Source organism: Halomonas sp. ISL-56 (genome assembly GCF_018612805.1).
Lineage (GTDB): Bacteria > Pseudomonadota > Gammaproteobacteria > Pseudomonadales > Halomonadaceae > Vreelandella.
This window is the reverse complement of record NZ_JAGGRO010000024.1, coordinates 56,154-74,668: the sequence shown is the minus strand read 5'-3', so window position 1 is coordinate 74,668 and position 18,515 is coordinate 56,154. Positions and strand designations below refer to the sequence as shown.

The 18,515-nt window shown below is 53.0% G+C and carries 14 protein-coding genes; 5 read left to right on the top strand and 9 right to left on the bottom strand.

Going from position 1 to position 18,515, the window contains the following annotated elements:
- Nucleotides 1-480 precede the first annotated feature (480 nt).
- From J7J49_RS19815 to J7J49_RS19795, 5 genes are all read right to left on the bottom strand, one after another.
- Nucleotides 481-1,053 (bottom strand): hypothetical protein, encoded by a 573-nt coding sequence (locus J7J49_RS19815; protein WP_215095127.1) that lies wholly within the window; start codon nt 1,051-1,053, stop codon nt 481-483.
- 390 nt (nt 1,054-1,443) lie between these two features.
- Entirely contained in the window at nt 1,444-4,713 is a 3,270-nt protein-coding gene (locus J7J49_RS19810; protein ID WP_215095126.1) for a DEAD/DEAH box helicase, read from the bottom strand.
- A 126-nt stretch (nt 4,714-4,839) separates the two neighbouring features.
- Nucleotides 4,840-7,434: a DEAD/DEAH box helicase gene (locus J7J49_RS19805; RefSeq protein WP_215095124.1), complete on the bottom strand. Its 2,595-nt coding sequence runs from the start codon at nt 7,432-7,434 to the stop codon at nt 4,840-4,842.
- A 198-nt stretch (nt 7,435-7,632) separates the two neighbouring features.
- Nucleotides 7,633-7,956 (bottom strand): DUF427 domain-containing protein, encoded by a 324-nt coding sequence (locus tag J7J49_RS19800; protein WP_215095122.1) that lies wholly within the window; start codon nt 7,954-7,956, stop codon nt 7,633-7,635.
- 148 nt (nt 7,957-8,104) lie between these two features.
- The gene (locus tag J7J49_RS19795) at nt 8,105-8,992 is read right to left on the bottom strand and encodes a DMT family transporter (protein WP_215095120.1); all 888 of its coding nucleotides are present in this window, start codon (nt 8,990-8,992) and stop codon (nt 8,105-8,107) included.
- Nucleotides 8,993-9,124: 132 nt separating this feature from the next.
- Between J7J49_RS19795 and J7J49_RS19790 the strand changes: the two genes are divergently transcribed.
- Together J7J49_RS19790 and J7J49_RS19785 are read left to right on the top strand one after the other, a co-directional pair.
- Nucleotides 9,125-10,045 (top strand): LysR family transcriptional regulator, encoded by a 921-nt coding sequence (locus tag J7J49_RS19790; protein WP_215095118.1) that lies wholly within the window; start codon nt 9,125-9,127, stop codon nt 10,043-10,045.
- Nucleotides 10,046-10,345: 300 nt separating this feature from the next.
- The gene (locus tag J7J49_RS19785) at nt 10,346-10,615 is read left to right on the top strand and encodes an RpnC/YadD family protein (protein WP_353048401.1); all 270 of its coding nucleotides are present in this window, start codon (nt 10,346-10,348) and stop codon (nt 10,613-10,615) included.
- 130 nt (nt 10,616-10,745) lie between these two features.
- Here the strand turns inward: J7J49_RS19785 and J7J49_RS19780 are convergent, their stop codons facing one another.
- Nucleotides 10,746-11,192: a winged helix-turn-helix transcriptional regulator gene (locus tag J7J49_RS19780; protein WP_251048420.1), complete on the bottom strand. Its 447-nt coding sequence runs from the start codon at nt 11,190-11,192 to the stop codon at nt 10,746-10,748.
- Nucleotides 11,193-11,300: 108 nt separating this feature from the next.
- On the opposite strand from J7J49_RS19780, the gene J7J49_RS19775 reads away from it, so the two are divergent.
- The 3 genes from J7J49_RS19775 to J7J49_RS19765 are packed head-to-tail and all read left to right on the top strand — an operon-like array spanning nt 11,301 to nt 14,169.
- Nucleotides 11,301-12,539: an MFS transporter gene (locus tag J7J49_RS19775; protein ID WP_215095116.1), complete on the top strand. Its 1,239-nt coding sequence runs from the start codon at nt 11,301-11,303 to the stop codon at nt 12,537-12,539.
- 24 nt (nt 12,540-12,563) lie between these two features.
- Entirely contained in the window at nt 12,564-13,922 is a 1,359-nt protein-coding gene (locus tag J7J49_RS19770; RefSeq protein ID WP_215095114.1) for a pyridoxal phosphate-dependent decarboxylase family protein, read from the top strand.
- Between the two features lie 25 nt (nt 13,923-13,947).
- Nucleotides 13,948-14,169, top strand: coding sequence for an RpnC/YadD family protein (locus tag J7J49_RS19765; RefSeq protein WP_215095112.1), 222 nt, complete (start codon nt 13,948-13,950; stop codon nt 14,167-14,169).
- 124 nt (nt 14,170-14,293) lie between these two features.
- Here the strand turns inward: J7J49_RS19765 and J7J49_RS19760 are convergent, their stop codons facing one another.
- From J7J49_RS19760 to J7J49_RS19750, 3 genes are read right to left on the bottom strand one after another with little or no spacing between them, the layout of a single operon-like run.
- Nucleotides 14,294-15,439 (bottom strand): tryptophan 7-halogenase, encoded by a 1,146-nt coding sequence (locus J7J49_RS19760; RefSeq protein WP_215095110.1) that lies wholly within the window; start codon nt 15,437-15,439, stop codon nt 14,294-14,296.
- A complete protein-coding gene (locus J7J49_RS19755) occupies nt 15,387-17,156 on the bottom strand; it encodes a LodA/GoxA family CTQ-dependent oxidase (protein WP_215095108.1) in 1,770 nt (589 codons plus the stop codon). The genes J7J49_RS19760 and J7J49_RS19755 overlap by 53 nt, the downstream gene beginning before the upstream one ends.
- 26 nt (nt 17,157-17,182) lie before the next feature.
- Entirely contained in the window at nt 17,183-18,427 is a 1,245-nt protein-coding gene (locus J7J49_RS19750) for a ferritin-like domain-containing protein (RefSeq protein WP_215095106.1), read from the bottom strand.
- Nucleotides 18,428-18,515: the final 88 nt, after the last annotated feature.

The window sequence follows — 18,515 nt, the reverse complement described above, 5'->3', positions numbered from 1 at the left end:
ACGAGTTAGTCACGCAGCAGGGTGATGATCAATGTCTAACTGGATCATCACGGAGTGTGCTGAAACCGGGTGTCTGCTGACTGGTCATTCAGACCTGAGGCCCGACTTCTACACCCAACTCGAAGCCCGTCGCTTTGATTATCCATCCTGCTGGCGTGCACCAATACCCTGAGCGAGTGGGCTTACACCGGCGCTGAACCTGAAACTAACTGGGACTATAAAGTAACCCGCTGTTTGAATAGGACAGAGGCTGGTTAACCGATGAATGTCTAGTGCCCCAGACCCACCTGCAAGGAGCAACCCGGTCTGGCAGTGGTAACCCACCACGTTAAGAGAGCCTCAATAGGTGTTTGCTGTAAGCCACTCACAGCCAACGATGACAGATGAAGTAGGATCACTGGCTCAGGGACTTGTTATTGGCCGCTGACGCGGCCAATAAAAAACACTGCGGCCTATTGACAGAGAGAAGGCTCATAGGTGTTAGCCATTTCCAGTGGCATCCAGATAAACGAAAAGCCCTGTCGTAGTCTCATTATCTGAACCTGTTATTCCTTTATATGAGAATTGCACAAAAAGAGGATAGGCATTGGCTGAATAAAATCCGTTCCCATCTTTAACATATTTTTCACGCAACTCCATCCTAAACTGCTCTGGAACATTTGCCTTCAGTCCGAAACCTACGATATCCCGAATTCGGCCTTTATCTGACAATAGTTCCTGTAGTTCACTTACCGAGATCAATGGAATACCGAGCTCCTGATCTGGCTTCAAGGACAAGTTTCCAGAACCCAGCATATTTGCCCCACTAATCTGTTTTGAAATAATTTTTTCGTTCCCGTCATAAATATCTACAGTGAAATTTTTAGCTGGCCCCTTCGATCTATTTTCAAAATAAAGAGTTAGAAATGGTTCAGGGTCACCTAACCATTGCATGGCGTTCGCATCAACCAATTCCACTTTCGGTCTGTATTCCTCCTGCGCAACTTGTTTAAGAACATCTTCTTCCGGGAAAAGTGTGTAAATAGCGATTGCCAATGCGGCAATTCCTACCATGAGACCCCAAAACGAATATTTGCTTGGAAGAGACCACTTCTTGTACTGCTTTAGTTTGGGTATCAAATTTTCTCCGTTTATGCTTCGTGAGGTCGGGTATTGCTAACAGTGATTATACTCCCTTCTACATAACCTCAATGAATCCGCCGGCGCGTTCATTCAGGTTATACAGCCCTTCATTCACGATCTATCCCATTGAAATTAAAATTAATTAAATATAAATAGGCAGCATAACATAGATTATCGTGCCAGCTGCTTAACACGGCTGAACCAGCATGCCGCTTTCGCTGGAAGGGCCGCTTTGGGTCGATAGCACCTATGCACGGTAATTCTTGTGTCGGCCAATAGCGGACGTCTCCGCACTCCAATTCTTAGAACAACATCAATTTGCTACTCACTGCAGATAATCCCAAGATCACATCCAATAGTTTCTTTGAGAAACGTAGCAGCCGAAGCCATCACCATGTTTTGATCGGCCGTCCGGTTTGCCATTGAGAGACCGGGCTGAACCACGAGTATCTCCGCTTCAACCCGTTTAAATCGATAGGCCTTCACAATGTTGTTCAACACCACCGAGCTACCCGCGAGGAACCGACTAGGGCGCACGGTATAATTTGCTAATTTCAGATTTCTGTTATTAATGTGTTGGCCAAGATCCCTAAAGCGCCATTTCCATTTTGCCGAGCGCACAGCTTGAGAACAAACTTCGACAACATCTTTCACGCGTTCGCCGGGGGTCAGGCCACCCGCGAATTTGCAGTGGACTAATACCATTCGAATACGATCCGGCTCCTCCTTCAGGCAAACCAAGTCGGCCGCTTCGCCCGCGCCGTCATCGTCGAACACTACGTCGAAACCGCCTTGGACGAAATGTTGCGCGGCTCTCCATTGGATTGATTCCCGGCGCTCCTGTCCATTTCGCCAGATGGATTCAACCGTTATATCCACGCCCTGCCAGTTCCACGCTTCAAACTGCCTCTCATCAATTGCTAGCTCTCGTGGATCTTGGGGCTTGATCAGAAGATTTCCATCCAACTCAGAAAGATCCACAAAGCGGATCAAAGGTGGATAGGCACTGAAATACTCCGATGCACGGTATTCACGATTCCCGATCTTGGTCGTTAAATCATTTCCATACGTCTGGTGAACCTGAAAACCGTTTTCGCCTCCAATCGTCAAAGTAAACGCGGCGAACTCAGGACAGTCGTCTGTACTAAGTACGAAATGCACGTCATTCCCTTCCGTCTCAAGAAGCTGAATATCAATCAGGTATAGTGGCCATTCTTCATTTTCGGACGTAAATATTACCCGTCCCTCGGATATGCCCAACAGCTCTGCTGGCCACTCTACAGCAAGTACCGTTACATCTGGCAGCCTGTCGACTTCTTGTGGAATCAGCACATTCGCAATGATGTCGGCAACGTTAATAGTATCGTCCATGAGCTTCGAGCCGACTGCCTTACACCAACGGATAAGTGAAGGAATAGAACCTTGTTCTCTTGACCATACGCGTCCTTTATATGAACACCCGATCGCGATCCTATTTCCTTCTTCCCAACCCGTCCCGCTGACGTTGTTCTTGACGGAACCGGCTCGCTCGGAAACGCCAAGCGCCAGGGCGACATCGGCTCCGGTGTACATAGCGAAGCTCAGATTTCGCCTACCGTGCTTCTTAACACCTAGACTTTGAAACATCAGTCGGTTGATTCGGCCAAGTGAACGGAACACCTGTTCCCCGCTGATCAAGGAAACCGAGTCAGATACTGCCTGGGCTAGCTCCTGGAACATAGAGCCATGGTCTGTTGAAGACAAGAATAGAAGCCCCGAATTTTCGTCATAATGCAGCACAAATAGAGCCCATTCCCGATCACGAACTTCTTTGGATTGCAGCCAACGTACGCGTGGCTCATTCCTTGTAACAAAATACAAAGTACTTGTTTGTTCATGTAGCCAAACTGCATGAACATGACGACCTTTTCCTAGGCCCGTATAGAACCTGGTTGGAAGGAATTGCTCTGCGCGATAAACCACCGTACTAAAAATTGGGCGAAGCAACTTGTGCGAAATGGAAACGTCATTATCAGCAGGCTTATCCAACCTTCGCGATGACTGAAGAAATTCGACCAGCTCAGCATGCCCTTGGGCAGCTTCTGAACTGAGTTCGCTTAACAATTTATTCCAGTCGGCATCTTCACTATAAAGGCGTTCCAGCGCACCGGAAACTCGGGAATCTGCGATATTTGCGACGACAGTAGCATCGCCTATGTTCTGGCCTGCAACCCGGGTAAATCGGCCAGTAAACTGCAGAAGGATGGCTAGGCTTCGATGCATGTCGTGGACAGCCGCCACCTTCAGGCTAGGAAGATCGAATCCCTCTCCTAGCATGTTGACGCAGATCACGATCTTGGATCGGCCCGCTTTCAGATCCTCTACTCTAGTGTCGGTGCCACGGCTCTCCGAGTGAATTAGGACGGGCTCTAGATCGGGAGCTAGCTCCCTATAGATTTGCTCTACGACCTCAGCCCGGCCGATGCTCTCACACCGAGCCATGAGCAAATGGTCGTATCCAGCACGCAGGTCTTCCCTTAGCTGCTGGACGGCTACCTCGGCAATCGCCTGATCTGCCTGCTCCTTGCCACGAACCTCACAGACAGGATTAAACTGGATCGGCTTGAAGTAACCATCCCGCTGGGCATGGCCAAGCGGGTAGTTAAATATGACCTTTCCGGCGACGAGTCTCCCATCCCGCCTGAAAGGCGTAGCCGTAAACTGGAGAATGGGAACGTGGTTGAATGCATCCCTTATACGCGTCCAGTTGGAAGCCGGGACATGATGCGCCTCGTCCAAGATCAACGCTCTGCACTTTTGAGCCAATGCATCAAGGATCTCGCTTTGCGTGCCCACACCGATGGCACTAGCCGTGACCACCACGACGTTGCATGCATCAATCAGTTCAAGATCTTCAAGCGTTTGCGGACGTTTGTTGATGATTCCGACGATAGGGTTGAGCACCGCTCCGGGTAGTACCTTGAGCTTCCTGAGCAACCCGAATGTAAGAAACTTTTGTACAGTCTGGGCCCGAAGTGAATCCCACGGAACTACAACCAGAAGTGGCGTCTTTCCAAAAGCCGCTAGGGTAGCCAGCATCGTTTCCGTCTTCCCAGTTCCAGTCGGCATTACAATCGTTGCCGGCTGATGCTCCAGGCTCCAGTGCGCTCCGATTGCATGCAAAGCGCCCAGCTGCGGCGGCCTTAATCCTTCGTCCCCCGGCCTCACGGCTCCATTTTCCTGTTTGATTTCGAAACGGAAAGATAGTCGTCCGATCCAAGAATTAGCAATTTCCCTAGCCACGCGAGGCCAACCATCCCGCGCAACCATTGCCTCAAATTCCTCGAGCAACCGATGGCTCATCCATTTATAGCCACCTCCTGGACGTTCTTTTAAGATACCATCCACGCCGACCGGGCGAGCAATGCGCGGCCTTGAGGTCACCAGCACTCGCTCACCATTTGCTAGGTGCAAAATCGGCAACGTGGTTCTCGACGTAATCCGTTCTTCTTCTCGTTCCAATATCTGGATCTCGGCACCCTGCCGCAAGACATGCCGCACCCGCCCCTTAGAGAACGACACATTCACCACCAGAGGCGGTAATTGGATCATGGTAAGCCCTCGCCGCACTCATCGTGCTTAATATAAACTTGTGTAGGCTTTGAGACGCATTCGGCCAGAATTAGAATACCAACGATATTATGATATAGCGTTGAGGTTGATCGGACGAAATGGGCCCTAAGGCGTTTCCTCCAAATGATTGCGTGCTGGCCGTTTTTCCAACCAACCGCTTAGTCCTGGCGCGTCCGCCACAGCGTCTGCGAGAGCAGTTGCTGCTTCAGCTCGCCACGCCAAGTTCCCTGGTTCTTGAAAGCTCCTGCGAAGTTCCCTGATCATCACGAGGGCCTGTTCAGCCCATGCCCTGAACTCATCTAACTCCCAGTAGGCGACCCTCACGAGATGTGGCAACGCTCCTGGCCTAGCCTTCTTGGATGGTGTTACAAGTACAGGCTGGATGATTCGTGCATCTACGGCATTCGGTACATGGTCTCGAACCCAGTCAGGGTGTGAGGCAGCCTGTCGAGCCTTGGTTGCGTCAATTACTGCCGTGCTTGGATCAGCATTGGCATGATCCTCAAAAACGATCACCACATCTCCAACCTGCCACCATGGATCAGGGGAGGCATCAGCCTCGCGCTTGCCCGCCGAGAAACCGAGATGTTCGCCTAGCAATACCTGTGCTTGCTCAAATGAGTCACCATCACGGAGACCGTCGCGAATCTTCTGTTCTCGCGCCGTGAATGCTCGGTTGTGAACCGTACCTAGCTTTTGCAGGTAGACCTCAAGACGCTCAACCTGAAGCTGAATAACTGTATCGTTCTGTTCATCGACTGTTGGCTGTTCATCGCGCCCGTGTGCCAGTTCGACGAGCCAAGGAATACCTGCTGCTGCGTCTTTTGCCTTTCTGAACTGCTCTTTCGCCTGCATACCTAAGTCGGCATATTTTTGTGCGGATGCAAGCTCGGCTGCACTTCCTGCAAGGTAATGCCATAGTGCCCGATAGCCTCGCAGCTCATGATTATTTAGCCCACCAAGCACTTCACGAGCTGCCTCATATGCCTTCGGGTAGTCCTGCCCCCACATTGCCTGTTGCCAGACTATTTCGTGTTTCACGACCGAAGCCAACTCACCCATCGCGGGGAAGGGTTCTTGAACCGCGTTAGACCTTGTTTCTAGGATACTTTCATTCGCCGTCTCCCATTCTGACTCATGTTCAAGGAATATTTCGAAATTTTCTTCAATGGTTGAAGCGCTGACTTCGCTCGATTGTTCCACACCAAATTCAAGCTCCGCTTGCAGCTCAGGATGGAAATGCTTCCGTCTGCGCCGGTCTGTTAGGTAGCCAGGAAGGTCCTCCCCCGTGACCACAACCGCTGAATAATCATTAAGTCCGCGAGTACATCTGCCGACCGCCTGGAGAACGCGGGTTTGAACTCGTTCATTGAATAGAAGATTGGCACCCATTCGAGTCATTAGGAACCGCTCTTGGAGATTCGTAGCTCTCGGCAAACCCTCGACAAACAAGAGCCGACAGTCATTATCTGGAAAGTCGATTCCATCATAGCGGTTTGCTATAACAGCTACCGCACCTGCCTTATTTATAAAATTTGACCGGCTAGACTCAAGATCTACCGCAGTAAAAACTGGAAGGTTTAACGTAGATTTCACATCTTCCTGAATGTTCTCTGCGGCTCCATTGGTTGGTGTTAAGACAAGGCTACGGCCTGCTTTCAGCATTAGAGAACGGCGTAGATCCAGGGTTTCTTGCTCACCCATAGATCTTTCTGGAAAGATGAAAAAGCGGCGGCCTATTCCTTGACGATCCCAACCCTCAGGAATGGGTAAACGGGTAATGGTTGTGCGACCTGTGAGCCGCTCCAAGTCTCCGCCGGCTCCTAAAGTGGCAGACATGAAAATTCGTTGCTTCGCCCCAACAAAAGGATGATGCGTCCAGGTCGGAGGTATTAGTGGCCTAATCATTATTTCCGAGCATGTGATATACAACTGGCACGCAGTAAGGTGATCCGCAAGCATGCTCCAAGCATGGCGCTGATCGCTTCTACCTATATTTTGAGATATGACTGTTTGAAGTTCTTGGGCGACTTCAGACAATTTGTAGCTTGGAATCTTATCGACCCATGTCATGTCGTCAAATCCATCTCTTTCCCCAATCATGCGGGCATAGCTGGTCTTTGACAATTGGCTTTTAAGCACGCTAGCGACAGCATCGAACAGACTCTGATCCTCGCCAGACCTACTGATATGGACTGTCCACTGACTAGCAATATAGTTCTCTGACGCGTGAGCATCGTCGACAAGGATAATATCTGGATCTTCAAAAAACGGGTTGGTATTAAATAGACTGCTGTAAGTTGTGACAGCCACTTTATTTCCATCTAAATAGGCAGCTTTAGCATCGGGCGTGTAGTTCTTCACAGAGCCAGTAAAAGCCTGAACAGACAGTCCATACTTGTCAGATGCTTCGTCAGCCACTTGACTCACAAGCTGCCTAGTAGGACAAAGGTAGACTACCCGCTCGCCGTACTTGCGTCGTCGCCATTCAGCTAGTAATAGTCCAACGAGGGTTTTTCCACTGCCGGTTGGCAACTGGAGCGCTACATCTGGTGCTCTTAGTGCCTCGGAAACGTATGTGCGGAGAACCTGTCCTTGGTGATCATATAGGCTCGGATGCTTGCGGCGAGGCAAATCTCGAAAAAGTCGATCTGGACTCTCCGGGACAGGGACTTGCGCAGACGGTTTTTTAAACGCCATAAATCCTCACCATAGCTAATAATAAAGAGTTACAACAATGTGCTACAAAGGCCGACACCACCATTTGCGACTCAATTTTCATACAATCCAAAAATTCTGACAAAAATAGAATTCATTATTGGCTCATGCTGGATCCCACCTAGCAAAAATTAGATGCCGAACGACTGTGCTGGTATGGGCGCTTAGGGTCGAAAGGCGTCATTTGCTAATTTGCTTATAAAACGCCACCTTACCCGTTATAGCTTCCATCCCTTCAATCGGCTGCTCGTAGCTCCAGGCAATATCTTTATGGTCGCCCAGCGAGAAATACACCGTGTGGCCTTTAAACGGACAGTGGGTGGTCGTTTCAGAAAGGGTAAGCAATTCCATCCGCACGTCTTCTCGTGGGAAGTAGTGACGCGGCGGGTTACCAATTTCGCGGAGTTCGAGGGCTTGTCTGGAGTCGGCAAGCAGCTTTCCATCTACATGCATCTGCACGCGTTGGCTAGCGGGGTGAAGCTCGATGCGAGGTGCCTGTGGCATAGATTGTTCCCTGCGGCTTTTTTAGCTCTAGTAAAATGAGCCTAGCAGCAAAGTTCGTTGAATCCCATGCTCTCCTCATCACACTTTAGGCTACGGCCATGACCTGTATCATGTTTTTGCCACTGCTCTCTAATGCACTACAACTGTCCTAACACTGCGGTGCTCTCGCCCTTGCCTGAGTGCTCAGAAACAGGCCACTTACAATCAGCCCAGCCCCAATAAAATCCGCCATGCGCAACGGCTCCCCTAGTATTAGATAAGCGAGTAGTACGCCGAAGAACGGATTAAGAAGGTGGTAGCTGGATGCCGTCGAGGCGCCGCTGATGCGGATCAGCACAAGCCAGAGGCTCATTCCGCCTATGGTGACGATAAGTACTAGATGTGTAATCGCTATCATGGTGGCGATAGAAGGCACGGTAAGCGGCTGCCCGAACGCCATTGCCATGGGGAGAAGCGCGACGGCGCCAGCAATGGATTGCCAGAAATTGGCCTGTAAGACGGGTAGGCCTGCGCCTTGGCCCCGGAAGAAAACCGTGCCACTGGCAAAGGCGAGCATGCCGCCGGTTGCCATCAGTACGCCCCCGATATCCACTGGCATGCCACTAGCAACGCCAGAGATGACCACCACTCCCACTAACCCCAGCGCCGCGCCGAGAAGTTTCATTGGAGAAAGCGGTTCTACGCCCCACCATGCCGATAGCAAACTTGTGGCCAGCGGTGCGCAGCTGACAATCACAATAACGACCTGGGGGCGAACCGTTTGCAAGGCGGCAAAGCTCAGCCCCAGGTAAAGGGCATTATTAAGAACACCGAGCAGCAATCCGCGCCGGATAGCGATGCGATCCCCATGGGTTGACCACCGGAATCCGCCGCAGATAAGGCAAAGGGGTAGCATCAGTAACGCACTCAATAAGAACCGGAGTGTGAGCAGCGTAAAGGGGTCAAAATCCGTCAGCGCAATAGCCCCGGCGATAAATGCCGAACTCCAAACGATACTAAAAATAACCACCAAACCGGTTAACGCGAAATTGTTCATACAGCCCCCTAAAAGCGCCCGCTGGCTTTTGCGTCACTACGTAATAGAGGGTGCATGGGAGTTACGTGCAGTGGAAATTAATTATTAACCCACCATAATTAGTTAAATTAATGTTTAGCATGGAGACAGAGCGTGTTTGCTTGCCAACCCTCCCCCTTGGGCGATAGGCGGGTCACCCTGGAGCACCTGCGCGCTTTTGTGCTGTTAGCCGAAGGCAATGGTTTTCAGCAGACAGGGCTTCAGCTATTCCGCAGCCAGTCTGCGGTCACCCAAAGCCTGAAGCGGCTGGAGGAGATACTGGGCTGCAAGTTACTGGAACGTCGCCAAGGCCACATCCTTGGCTTAACGGCAGACGGTGAGCGCTTTCTACCCGCTGCCAATGAAATACTTGCCCGTACCTCTGAGGCGGTGAGTGCCATGCAGCAACCGGAGATTGCCGGTCGCCTGCTGATTGGCGTTCCCGATGATTTCAAGGTGTTGGATCTGCATGGGGCTATTTCTCGCTGCGCCGAGCTAAACCGCAATCTGCGCCTGGAAGTCGTCTCAGCCCTCTCGTCGCAACTGCTCCACCAGCTCGACAGTAACGGCCTTGATCTCGCCATTTTTAAGTCTGCGGGAGACTTCACCCCAAGCGACCCGCGCTGGCAGTGCCATCTGCTGCGGCGAGAGCCTCTCCATTGGGTGGCCTCACAACGGCACGATTTCGACCGCATGACAGATGTACCGTTAGTCATCTTCCCGGATGGCTGTTGCTACCGCCGTGCGGCGCTGGCTACCTTGGATCAGCACCAGAAACACGGCTACAGCGCCTATACCAGCGCCTCTTATGAAAACATTCGTACCGCTGTTTCGGCTGGTCTTGGTATCGGTGTGCTTCCCGCCAGTGCGCTGGCTGAAGACCATATTATTCTTGGCAAGAAAGAGGGATTTCCGGCACTGCCAATGGTGGAACTCATGATGGTTCAGGCGTCACAAAAGCGTGCCACCCAACAGCTGGCGGACTTTCTCACGCTTTCCTCGGCGATGAAGTCACAGGCGCCACCCCTCCCGTAGCCGCTGCTACTCCGGCCTGATGGATATCGATTGACGCCCATCAGCCAATAGTTGCTTGTTGAAGGGCCGCTATTTATTCTTAGATATACTGTTGTGCAATGCAGCCGCGTTAAAACATTGAACAAGGAGCGCCCATGGCGGACACACTCCATACTGGCTAACAGCTACAAGGGGTTTTTAGCTACCCAGGGTTTATACAGCAGCTGATTAGCCATCATTCAAGCAGATCCGAACAAAGAGCGCATTGATAAGGTCATTACACGTTGAATCAAGCGTCACCTGCAACGGCTCGGAGCTGAGGTGAATCTTGAGCAGCTCAATAGTTTGGTGGAGGATAAAGATATGTTGGCAGAAAACTTGGAAAACCTGGTGCAAAAAGAGCGCCTAGCAGGCGAGAAGTTGGGTATCGAAAAGGGGCGTCAGGAAGCTGAGCAGCGCGCTTTGGAAAGCAAGCGCGATACTGTTCGCCATTTGTTGGCGTTTGGTGTGCTTACTGATGCGCAGATTGCTGAGGCGACTGGGTTATCAATTGATGATATCGCTAAACTGCGTCTCGAAGATAAACACTGAAATAACGCTTGGGCGCCAGATTTGCCTCCCACGGATGCTTGTAGCTACCCGACTTCATCACACTTTCCGTGCCCCCTAGCCGATGCCACCCACCGTTTCAGGCAATGGCTGTTGGGCTAAACCAACGTTGCTATTTAATTTTTCTTACTATCGCGTCATCTGGGGCCAGCACATCGCCATCACCGGCCTGCGGAACCATATACGGCACAGGCTGCCCTGTCGACTTGTCGATAAGCAGGGAGTGCGGCTCGCTGTGTGAAAACAAGTAGCGCTCCCCCCACTGACGCAGAGCAACCACCACAGGAAATAGACTCTCGCCCTTGGCTGTCAGCACGTACTCCTGATAGGCCGTACCATCCGATGCAGGCCGAGTTTCCAGGATATCCGCTTCAACTAACCGACGCAGGCGTTCGGCCAGAATATTACGAGCCATACCCAGGCTGCGCTGAAAATCGCCGAATCTTCTCATGCCGTCAAAAGCATCTCGCACAATAAGCAGCGACCAACGATCCCCAACGACATCGACAGAACGTGCCATCGGGCAGGTTTCAGTCTGTGTGGATTTGCGGCGGGACATGATATTTCCCCTCCAATTGTTGATGGCAACCCAAGTAGTTGCATTTTAAAACCAGGCTGCCTACTATCCAACTAGTTTTAATTTGAAACCAAATAAGGGGAAGTGGTTATGAAGGTGACCTCGGCACTGCCTGCATCGCTTGGTGATAACAGCAAACCGGTCGTGCACACGGATATGCCGCGTCGCTTAGTGCTCATGTTCGCCGCTGCCAGTGGCTTAAGCGTTGCCAACGTCTATTACGCACAGCCACTGCTAGATACTCTGGCGCTAGACTTTGGCATTAGCCATGCAGCCGTTGGTGGTGTGATTACTGCCACTCAGATTGGCTGCGCCTTGGCGTTGCTATTGCTTGTTCCACTCGGGGATCGGGTGAATCGTCGTCGCCTAATGGCGATGCAGTTGCTGGCGTTGGTGACCTCCCTCGTCGTTGTAGCATTGTCGCAATCCACCTCAATGCTACTGGCAGGAATGCTGAGTGTTGGCTTGCTCGGTACGGCAATGACGCAAGGGTTAATTGCCTATGCGGCTAGTGCTGCTGCCCCTCATGAGCGGGGACGTGTTGTCGGTGCGGCGCAGGGAGGTGTTTTTATTGGCTTACTTCTTGCCCGCGTGTTCGCTGGCGGTGTAAGCGATCTGGCCGGTTGGCGAGGCGTCTACTTGTGCTCTGCGGCCATAATGCTAGTAGTGGCACTACCACTGTGGCGTCGGCTGCCGACGCTTAAAGCTGCATCAGGTTCCATGAGCTATTCACACCTGATTGTCTCTATGTTGGTGTTACTGCGGGAAGAACGGGTGCTGCAAATTCGCGGCGTGCTGGCAATGCTAATGTTTGCCGCCTTTAACGTTTTCTGGAGCGCCTTGGTATTACCACTTAGTGCGCCACCCTATGAGTATTCTCACACGGCCATTGGCGCTTTTGGCTTAGCTGGCGTAGTGGGAGCCCTTGCCGCCGCTCATGCCGGAAAATGGGCAGATCGAGGGCTCGGCCAACGTACTAGTGCAGCTGCTCTGGTGTTGCTGCTGCTAGCATGGTGGCCACTATCATTGATGGAATGGTCGCTATGGGCGCTGATCATCGGAATTGTACTGCTTGATATGGGAGGGCAGGCTCTTCACGTCACTAATCAGAGCATGATTTTTCATACACGACCTGAGGCACATAGCCGTTTATTAGGCTTATACATGCTGTTCTATGCCATCGGCAGTGGCTTAGGCGCCATCAGCACGACAACCGCCTATGCTCATGCAGGTTGGCAGGGTGTGTGCATTTTAGGCGCTTCGCTAAGCCTATTGGCGCTAGCGTTTTGGGTCACGTCCCGGCGTTATATGCCAGTTGAAGCTGCATGACACAAAGACAATAATCAGGAGGCCATGATGAATGAAGTAGACTTGCAAGCTAACGCTGATACACGCGGGCGACGCTATCTCTCAAAGAATGCTACTCAACGGGTCTTCCCCTCGAAAGCAGCCATCTCGGCACTGGAAGCATTTGATGAGCCGCTGCCGATGCAGGGATTCCCCGCTGAGAATACGCTAGCGCTTCTAGACGATACTGGGTCACCAGCGACAACAGCATCCAATAGTCCACGCTACTTCGGCTTTGTGATAGGCGCCTCTCTGCCCATCGCAGCCGCTGCTGATCGCCTTATGTTGGCTTGGGATCAGTGCGCGTCGACCTTCGACAACTCACCAGTGTCAGCCACCTTGGAACGTATCACTGGCCGATGGGTGCTGGATGCTCTCGACCTGCCACGCGAGAGCGCGGTGGGCTTTGGTACCAGTGCAACAGCCTGCACCATCAGCACGCTGGCTGCTGCTCGGCGAACGCTGTTGGCGCGCCAAGGTTGGGACTTTGACCAACATGGGCTGATAGGCGCACCAGAGATCAAAGTCGTCATTTCTGAGCTGGCTCACATTACCGTCAAAAAGGCCCTTAGAGTACTGGGGTTTGGGCTGGGGCGAATCGTCTACGCGCCTGTTAACGATCATGGACAAGTGGATGCCTCTCGGCTTCCTTCGTTAGATGACTCCACCATTCTTTGTCTACAAGCGGGCGAGGTAAATACGGGAGAGTTCGATCTTTTTGCCCAGAACATCCCTATTGCCAAAGAAGCAGGTGCCTGGGTACATATTGATGGTGCCTTCGGCCTCTGGGCCAGAGCATCTTCACTGGCAGATTTGACCGATGGCATTGAGCTAGCAAATAGCTGGACTACCGACGCGCACAAGTGGCTAAACACGCCCTATGACTGTGCAATGGCAATCTGTCGAGATGCAAACGCTCTTGCAGCCGCAATGAACAGTGACGCGGCTTATTCCAGTGCTAGCAAAGATGCGCAGAAGAACCTAACCCTAGAGTTCTCCCGTCGCCCCAGAGGGATCCCTGTATGGGCAGCACTACGAACCTTGGGACGCAGTGGCATTGCGGATTTAGTTGAAAGACACTGCACTCAAGCACGCCGAATCGCCGATGGCCTATCAGAGGCAGGTTTTAGCGTGCTTAACCGAGTAGTGCTCAACCAAGTTCTTTTCCGCTGCACGACGGATCAGCAAACACAGGCCGTTCTCACTAAAGTGCAGGATTCCGGTGAAGCTTGGTTCGGGGGAACAATTTGGCAGGGACGGCTTGCCCTACGTATCAGTGTCTCATCATGGCGAACACGTGATGCCGATGTCGAAGCATTAGTGTCGCTTTTAACAAGAGTTCACCATGAGTTGGAAGAGTCATAAGCCATGCCATCAGGAGGAGAAGCATATGCCTTACGTCAACACAATTGAGCGACTGGGTATTGAGAAAGGCGAGAAACTTGGCATTGAGAAAGGACGCCAGGAAGCCGAGCTGCGCGCTTTGGAAGGCAAACGCAACGCGGCCCGTAAACTGATAGCTCGCACTGAAATGGACGATCAAATGATCGCGGATATTGAAGAACTGCCGGTTGACGAAGTGGCAACGTTGCGGGCTGAGATCCAGCACTAAGCTCACTTTAGTTGCTAGAGATGTTTGCCTTCCCAGCGCCCGACGTAGGCTTGGCCGAAATTTTCAAGACAAGCCCCCTCCCCGGCCATAGTCACTCACTTGCATCGAGCGAAAAGCCATACAACTAACCGGAGTAACCAAGTTCACGACGACGAGCCCAAAATGGATGATTCGACCACCGTCGCTCCAAGCTATATTGGCCTTGCCACTCTTTGAGGAATCGGTTAATTCCTCTGTTTGCCCGATGCGCATACTGTTCTGCCGCTTGCAGGTCATGCCTGTTCAGCCAATCGGTGATTACCGGTGCCGCCGCTAGGCCATCGCCCAGTGCGTTGGAAATTCCCGAAGAGGTCAAAGGATCAAAGGCAGCCAGGGCATCGCCCACTGCGATCCAGCCCGGCCCAGCTGCTTGGGTAACAAAACCGCTGTAGGCGGCAAAGCAGGTAAGTGAGAGTGCGTACTGACGGAAAGGTTGCAGCCGTTGTTGTAGCTCTTCTGTCTGGCCCCAGAGCGCATAGAATGCTTCGTGATTTCGTAATCCCTTCTGGCGCACAACGGATGCATCCGACATCAACGCCAACAGTGCTGAACCATCGGGCAAACCGGTAGCGTACCACCAGCCGTCGGCCACCGACTCCACCAAAGTGATACCTTCCAGCCGGCCGGCATTGGGCCATTTACACGCCACCGCCACCAGATCGTCGAGACGCTTTCGCTCAACCCCCAGTCGCCTACAGAGAGTAGCTCCGCGCCCAGAAGCGTCGACGAGGTAACGACAACTTAGTAGGTGCTGTTTGTCTTGATGCGTTATTTGCAGTTGCCACTCACTACTATCCCAGCGTAGAGATTCCAACACCGCTGGCGTTAGTAGTTGCGCACCTCTCTCACAGCTAGCTTGACGCAGATCTTCGTCAAAGCGCTCCCGATCAAGATGCCAGCCATCCCCGGTCGAGCGATGGAGAAAATCGTCGAACCTGCGCTCTCCTGCCCATAGGGAGAGATTGGTGTAGTAGGGCCGGTGCCCTCTCGCTTCAAGGTCATCCGATATACCCAGCAGCCTCAATTTGGCAACTACGTCAGGCGCTGCGGATTCCCCCACTTTGAAGGCCTGCCTGGCGGGCCTGTCCAGTATCGCCACGCGCTCGACCCCCGCCGCTATCGCGGCGAGAGCCGTGGCGCAACCGGCAGGGCCAGCGCCGAGGATAACGAGATCGAAGTCAGCTGCCATTCGGTGTGAAAGGTCGGGGTAAGGTGCGTGCAACCTCCACAAAGCGGCGCTCTCCTTGAACCTCTTTTTCCATCACGAAACCCAGTCGCGACCAGTACTGCACCATCTGTACGTCGTCGGCAAAGGAGATGAAATCTCCCCGCATCTGATCGAAATCGGTACCAATCCACGCAACCTGCCCTCCCGTCTGCTCATCCGGTACCGACAGAGTCGCTTGGCGTACTCCTTGAGGTTGCGGTTCCAGGTAGACGAATTCAGGCCGCTGTGCGGGCCACCACCACAACACTCGTTCACCGATGGGCTGTGAGGAGCACTCATTGAAGTCTGCCTGCCAGGGTATGGCCATATAGCGAGTGAGATCCCCGGGCTCCATCGCAGTTGGCGTAAAGCCCAGGTTGAGTGGCCCTTCGGTGGGCGGTGCGGTGTTAATACGGAAAGGGTCGTCATGATTGTAGATGGCTCGATTGCGGGTGATCCAGGTGAGCTCGATACCGGGAGAAAACGCGCCCCCTACACAGTTTTCCAGAACATTGCGCGTCAGTGATTGAGGGCCACTATCGGCAACAGGCTCGTTGACAAAGTGCCCCGCCGCCCACTGTTGAACAAAGAAGAACTGGGTATCTGTCAAACGCAGATAAGTAGATGTAAACGTCCCACCGATAAGACAGTTATCTCCCGCCAGGTAGGGCATCATGGTGGCACCCCGCCCGGAGATAATGGTGTTCTCAGCTGCCGGTGGTCGTAGGACATCCAGTATCCAATTGCGCAGACCACGGTAGTGATCCTCATGGTCCGGTACTGCACCCAGCATCTCCATGTCGAAGCTGTGGGGTTTGGGAGGAATTGCCGCAACCCAGCTGTAGGTGGTGGCCCGCTCCAGTAGTGGTTTTATCTCGCTCTGGAAGTTGGGCTTGTAGCCATCTGGGCCGCTTTGCCATATACCCTGATTATTTATCTGTGGGTTGTGTCCAGCGCGCACAGCGCTGTCGAAGATGGTGTCCCAGAGCGTTACCAGGTTGGCGATCTCTGGTGCATAGGAAGGCGGCGCCACAGACACCCAGGCCGGATCAACCGGGTTGCTGCTGCCATTGTCCCACTCGATTACCGCGCTGACGGGGCCGTCACCGGTGTCGTCCCACCAACCATCATTATTAGCGTACTGTTTGATCACGGCGCTTTCATCTTCGGTTCCGGAAACACCCAAACCGCCCAACACCAGCAGGCGACCGGCTGCGTCGGTACGCAGCTCGCCTAAAGTGTCGATACACTCCCGGTTGGGATACAGAATGCCCGTAGGGAAGTTTGCGCCCTTATAGCCCTCGGGAATTGTATTGCGATCCATGTGGACGGGGGCGGCATCGGCGCCGCTGATCTGGCGTGGCCCCGGGTCAATAATCAAGCGGTGTCGATCCTGCACATCGGCGTTGCGCAAGGGATGATTGCTGGCGTAACCCTGCTCTCCCTCGTTGGTGGCGAACTCATACCAACTGGCTTTCTTGTTCGCCATGTGCACGGTCCAGGTGATCGCCTTTACTCCGGGCGTATCCAGGGTGATCTCTTCGTCGCCGTGAAAAATATGAAAGCGCGCAGCCTGGCGGCACATGCGTCCCTGCTCATCCCGGAAGTCATCCTGGGTGAAGTCTCTTCCGTCAGGGTTAATGGGCAGACCGCGATATGTCTCGGGGCCGATATAGCATTTTTCCGGTGCGTTCCCCACACGGGCGATGCCAATAGGCGGGTAAATTTTGTAGTCAGTCATGATGATTTCCTTTCAACTTTAGCCCATTACAAGCCTAACGCTTTGGCTGACGTCAAAATCTCCTTGTCGCCTGCCAAGGCTGTCTTAAGGTGCGTGCGCAACGCGTTTTCCCTGGGTGATGTCGACAGCTGATCGAGCTCGTCTTCAAGCTCCTGCGTCAGTTCCCCAAAGGTGCGCTTGGTATCGCTTCTGTAGCGCCATGCTGGTGCGGCATTGGGGCCAACGGAGCTGTCGCCGTCGGCAAAGGCCGGGGTAGACATCAACGCTCTGGCGAGATGCGGCAGCACCCGGTGCATGATTGACAGGACGACACTGAAGTAAGGGTCGGAGTCGCCAGCCTTGAATGTGGCTTCGAAGGCGTGCAGCATCAGGCTGTAGTGATCATCAAAGCTGTCAGACAGCCGTTTAGCCTGCGGGTTGGTGTAGTCGCTGCTATCGGGATTGGAGATAATGGGGAGCGTCGCCGGAAAATTAGCGCTGTCGAGCGAAACCTCGCGGAACTTGAGGAAGTGGCTCAGCTCGTACGGGGTGCCGAGGATGGGCCCGTAGGTGCCATCGGTGCGCTTGCCATAGTGGTTGTAAGTACCAAAGCTCTCAACCGGCACCAGGGGCTTTTCAGGGGGAACGGTTCCTTCTCCTTGCTCAACGATTTCGTTTACCGCCGCGTGGAAGCTCTCCTTGTCCATCACTTCGTTGACATTACCGCCAAATTTGCCGAGATAGATATTGGTTCTTTGCCGACCAGGAACACCGGTTGTACTGAAGGGGTTTCCGGGATAGGCATCCACCGCCGAGACCAAGGCGCCGTACAGCTGCGCGATGCTGTCGTAGTTGTCGCCCTGAGGAGGCGCGCCGTACTGCGACGGGCTTTCAATGGCGGCAAAGACATTGGCGAATACATCGGGGGATGCACGAAACAGGCCGACCATAGGGGTCGTCTTTGGGTTGGCCTGTGGCAGATAGCCGGGGAAAGTAGGCACCGCATCACCAGTAAATTTGGGCAGCGCGCCCAAGGCAACGATGATGTTGGCCGCCTGGTTGACATGAAACATCTCCTCCATCGCAACGCTGCGCAGGGTCTGGTAGACGTGGCTCCCGGTGTCTGAAATGGAATAGAGTGCCGAGAGGTAGACAGGTATGGTGGTAAATTCCACCTGTAAAGCGAGCTGCGCCGCCTCCTGGAGATCCTGCAATGCGGGTTTACTGGTGCTTGTAAGCCTGTCGAACAGGCCTGGAGAAACGTTCTCTCTCGCTGTATCTGATGGCGCCATGGTTTTCATCTCCTTATGTTTCGTTACCCCGATGAGCCTGTTTCCGCGGCAGATGGAGGGAATTCGACACCTGCCGTCATTAACAGCG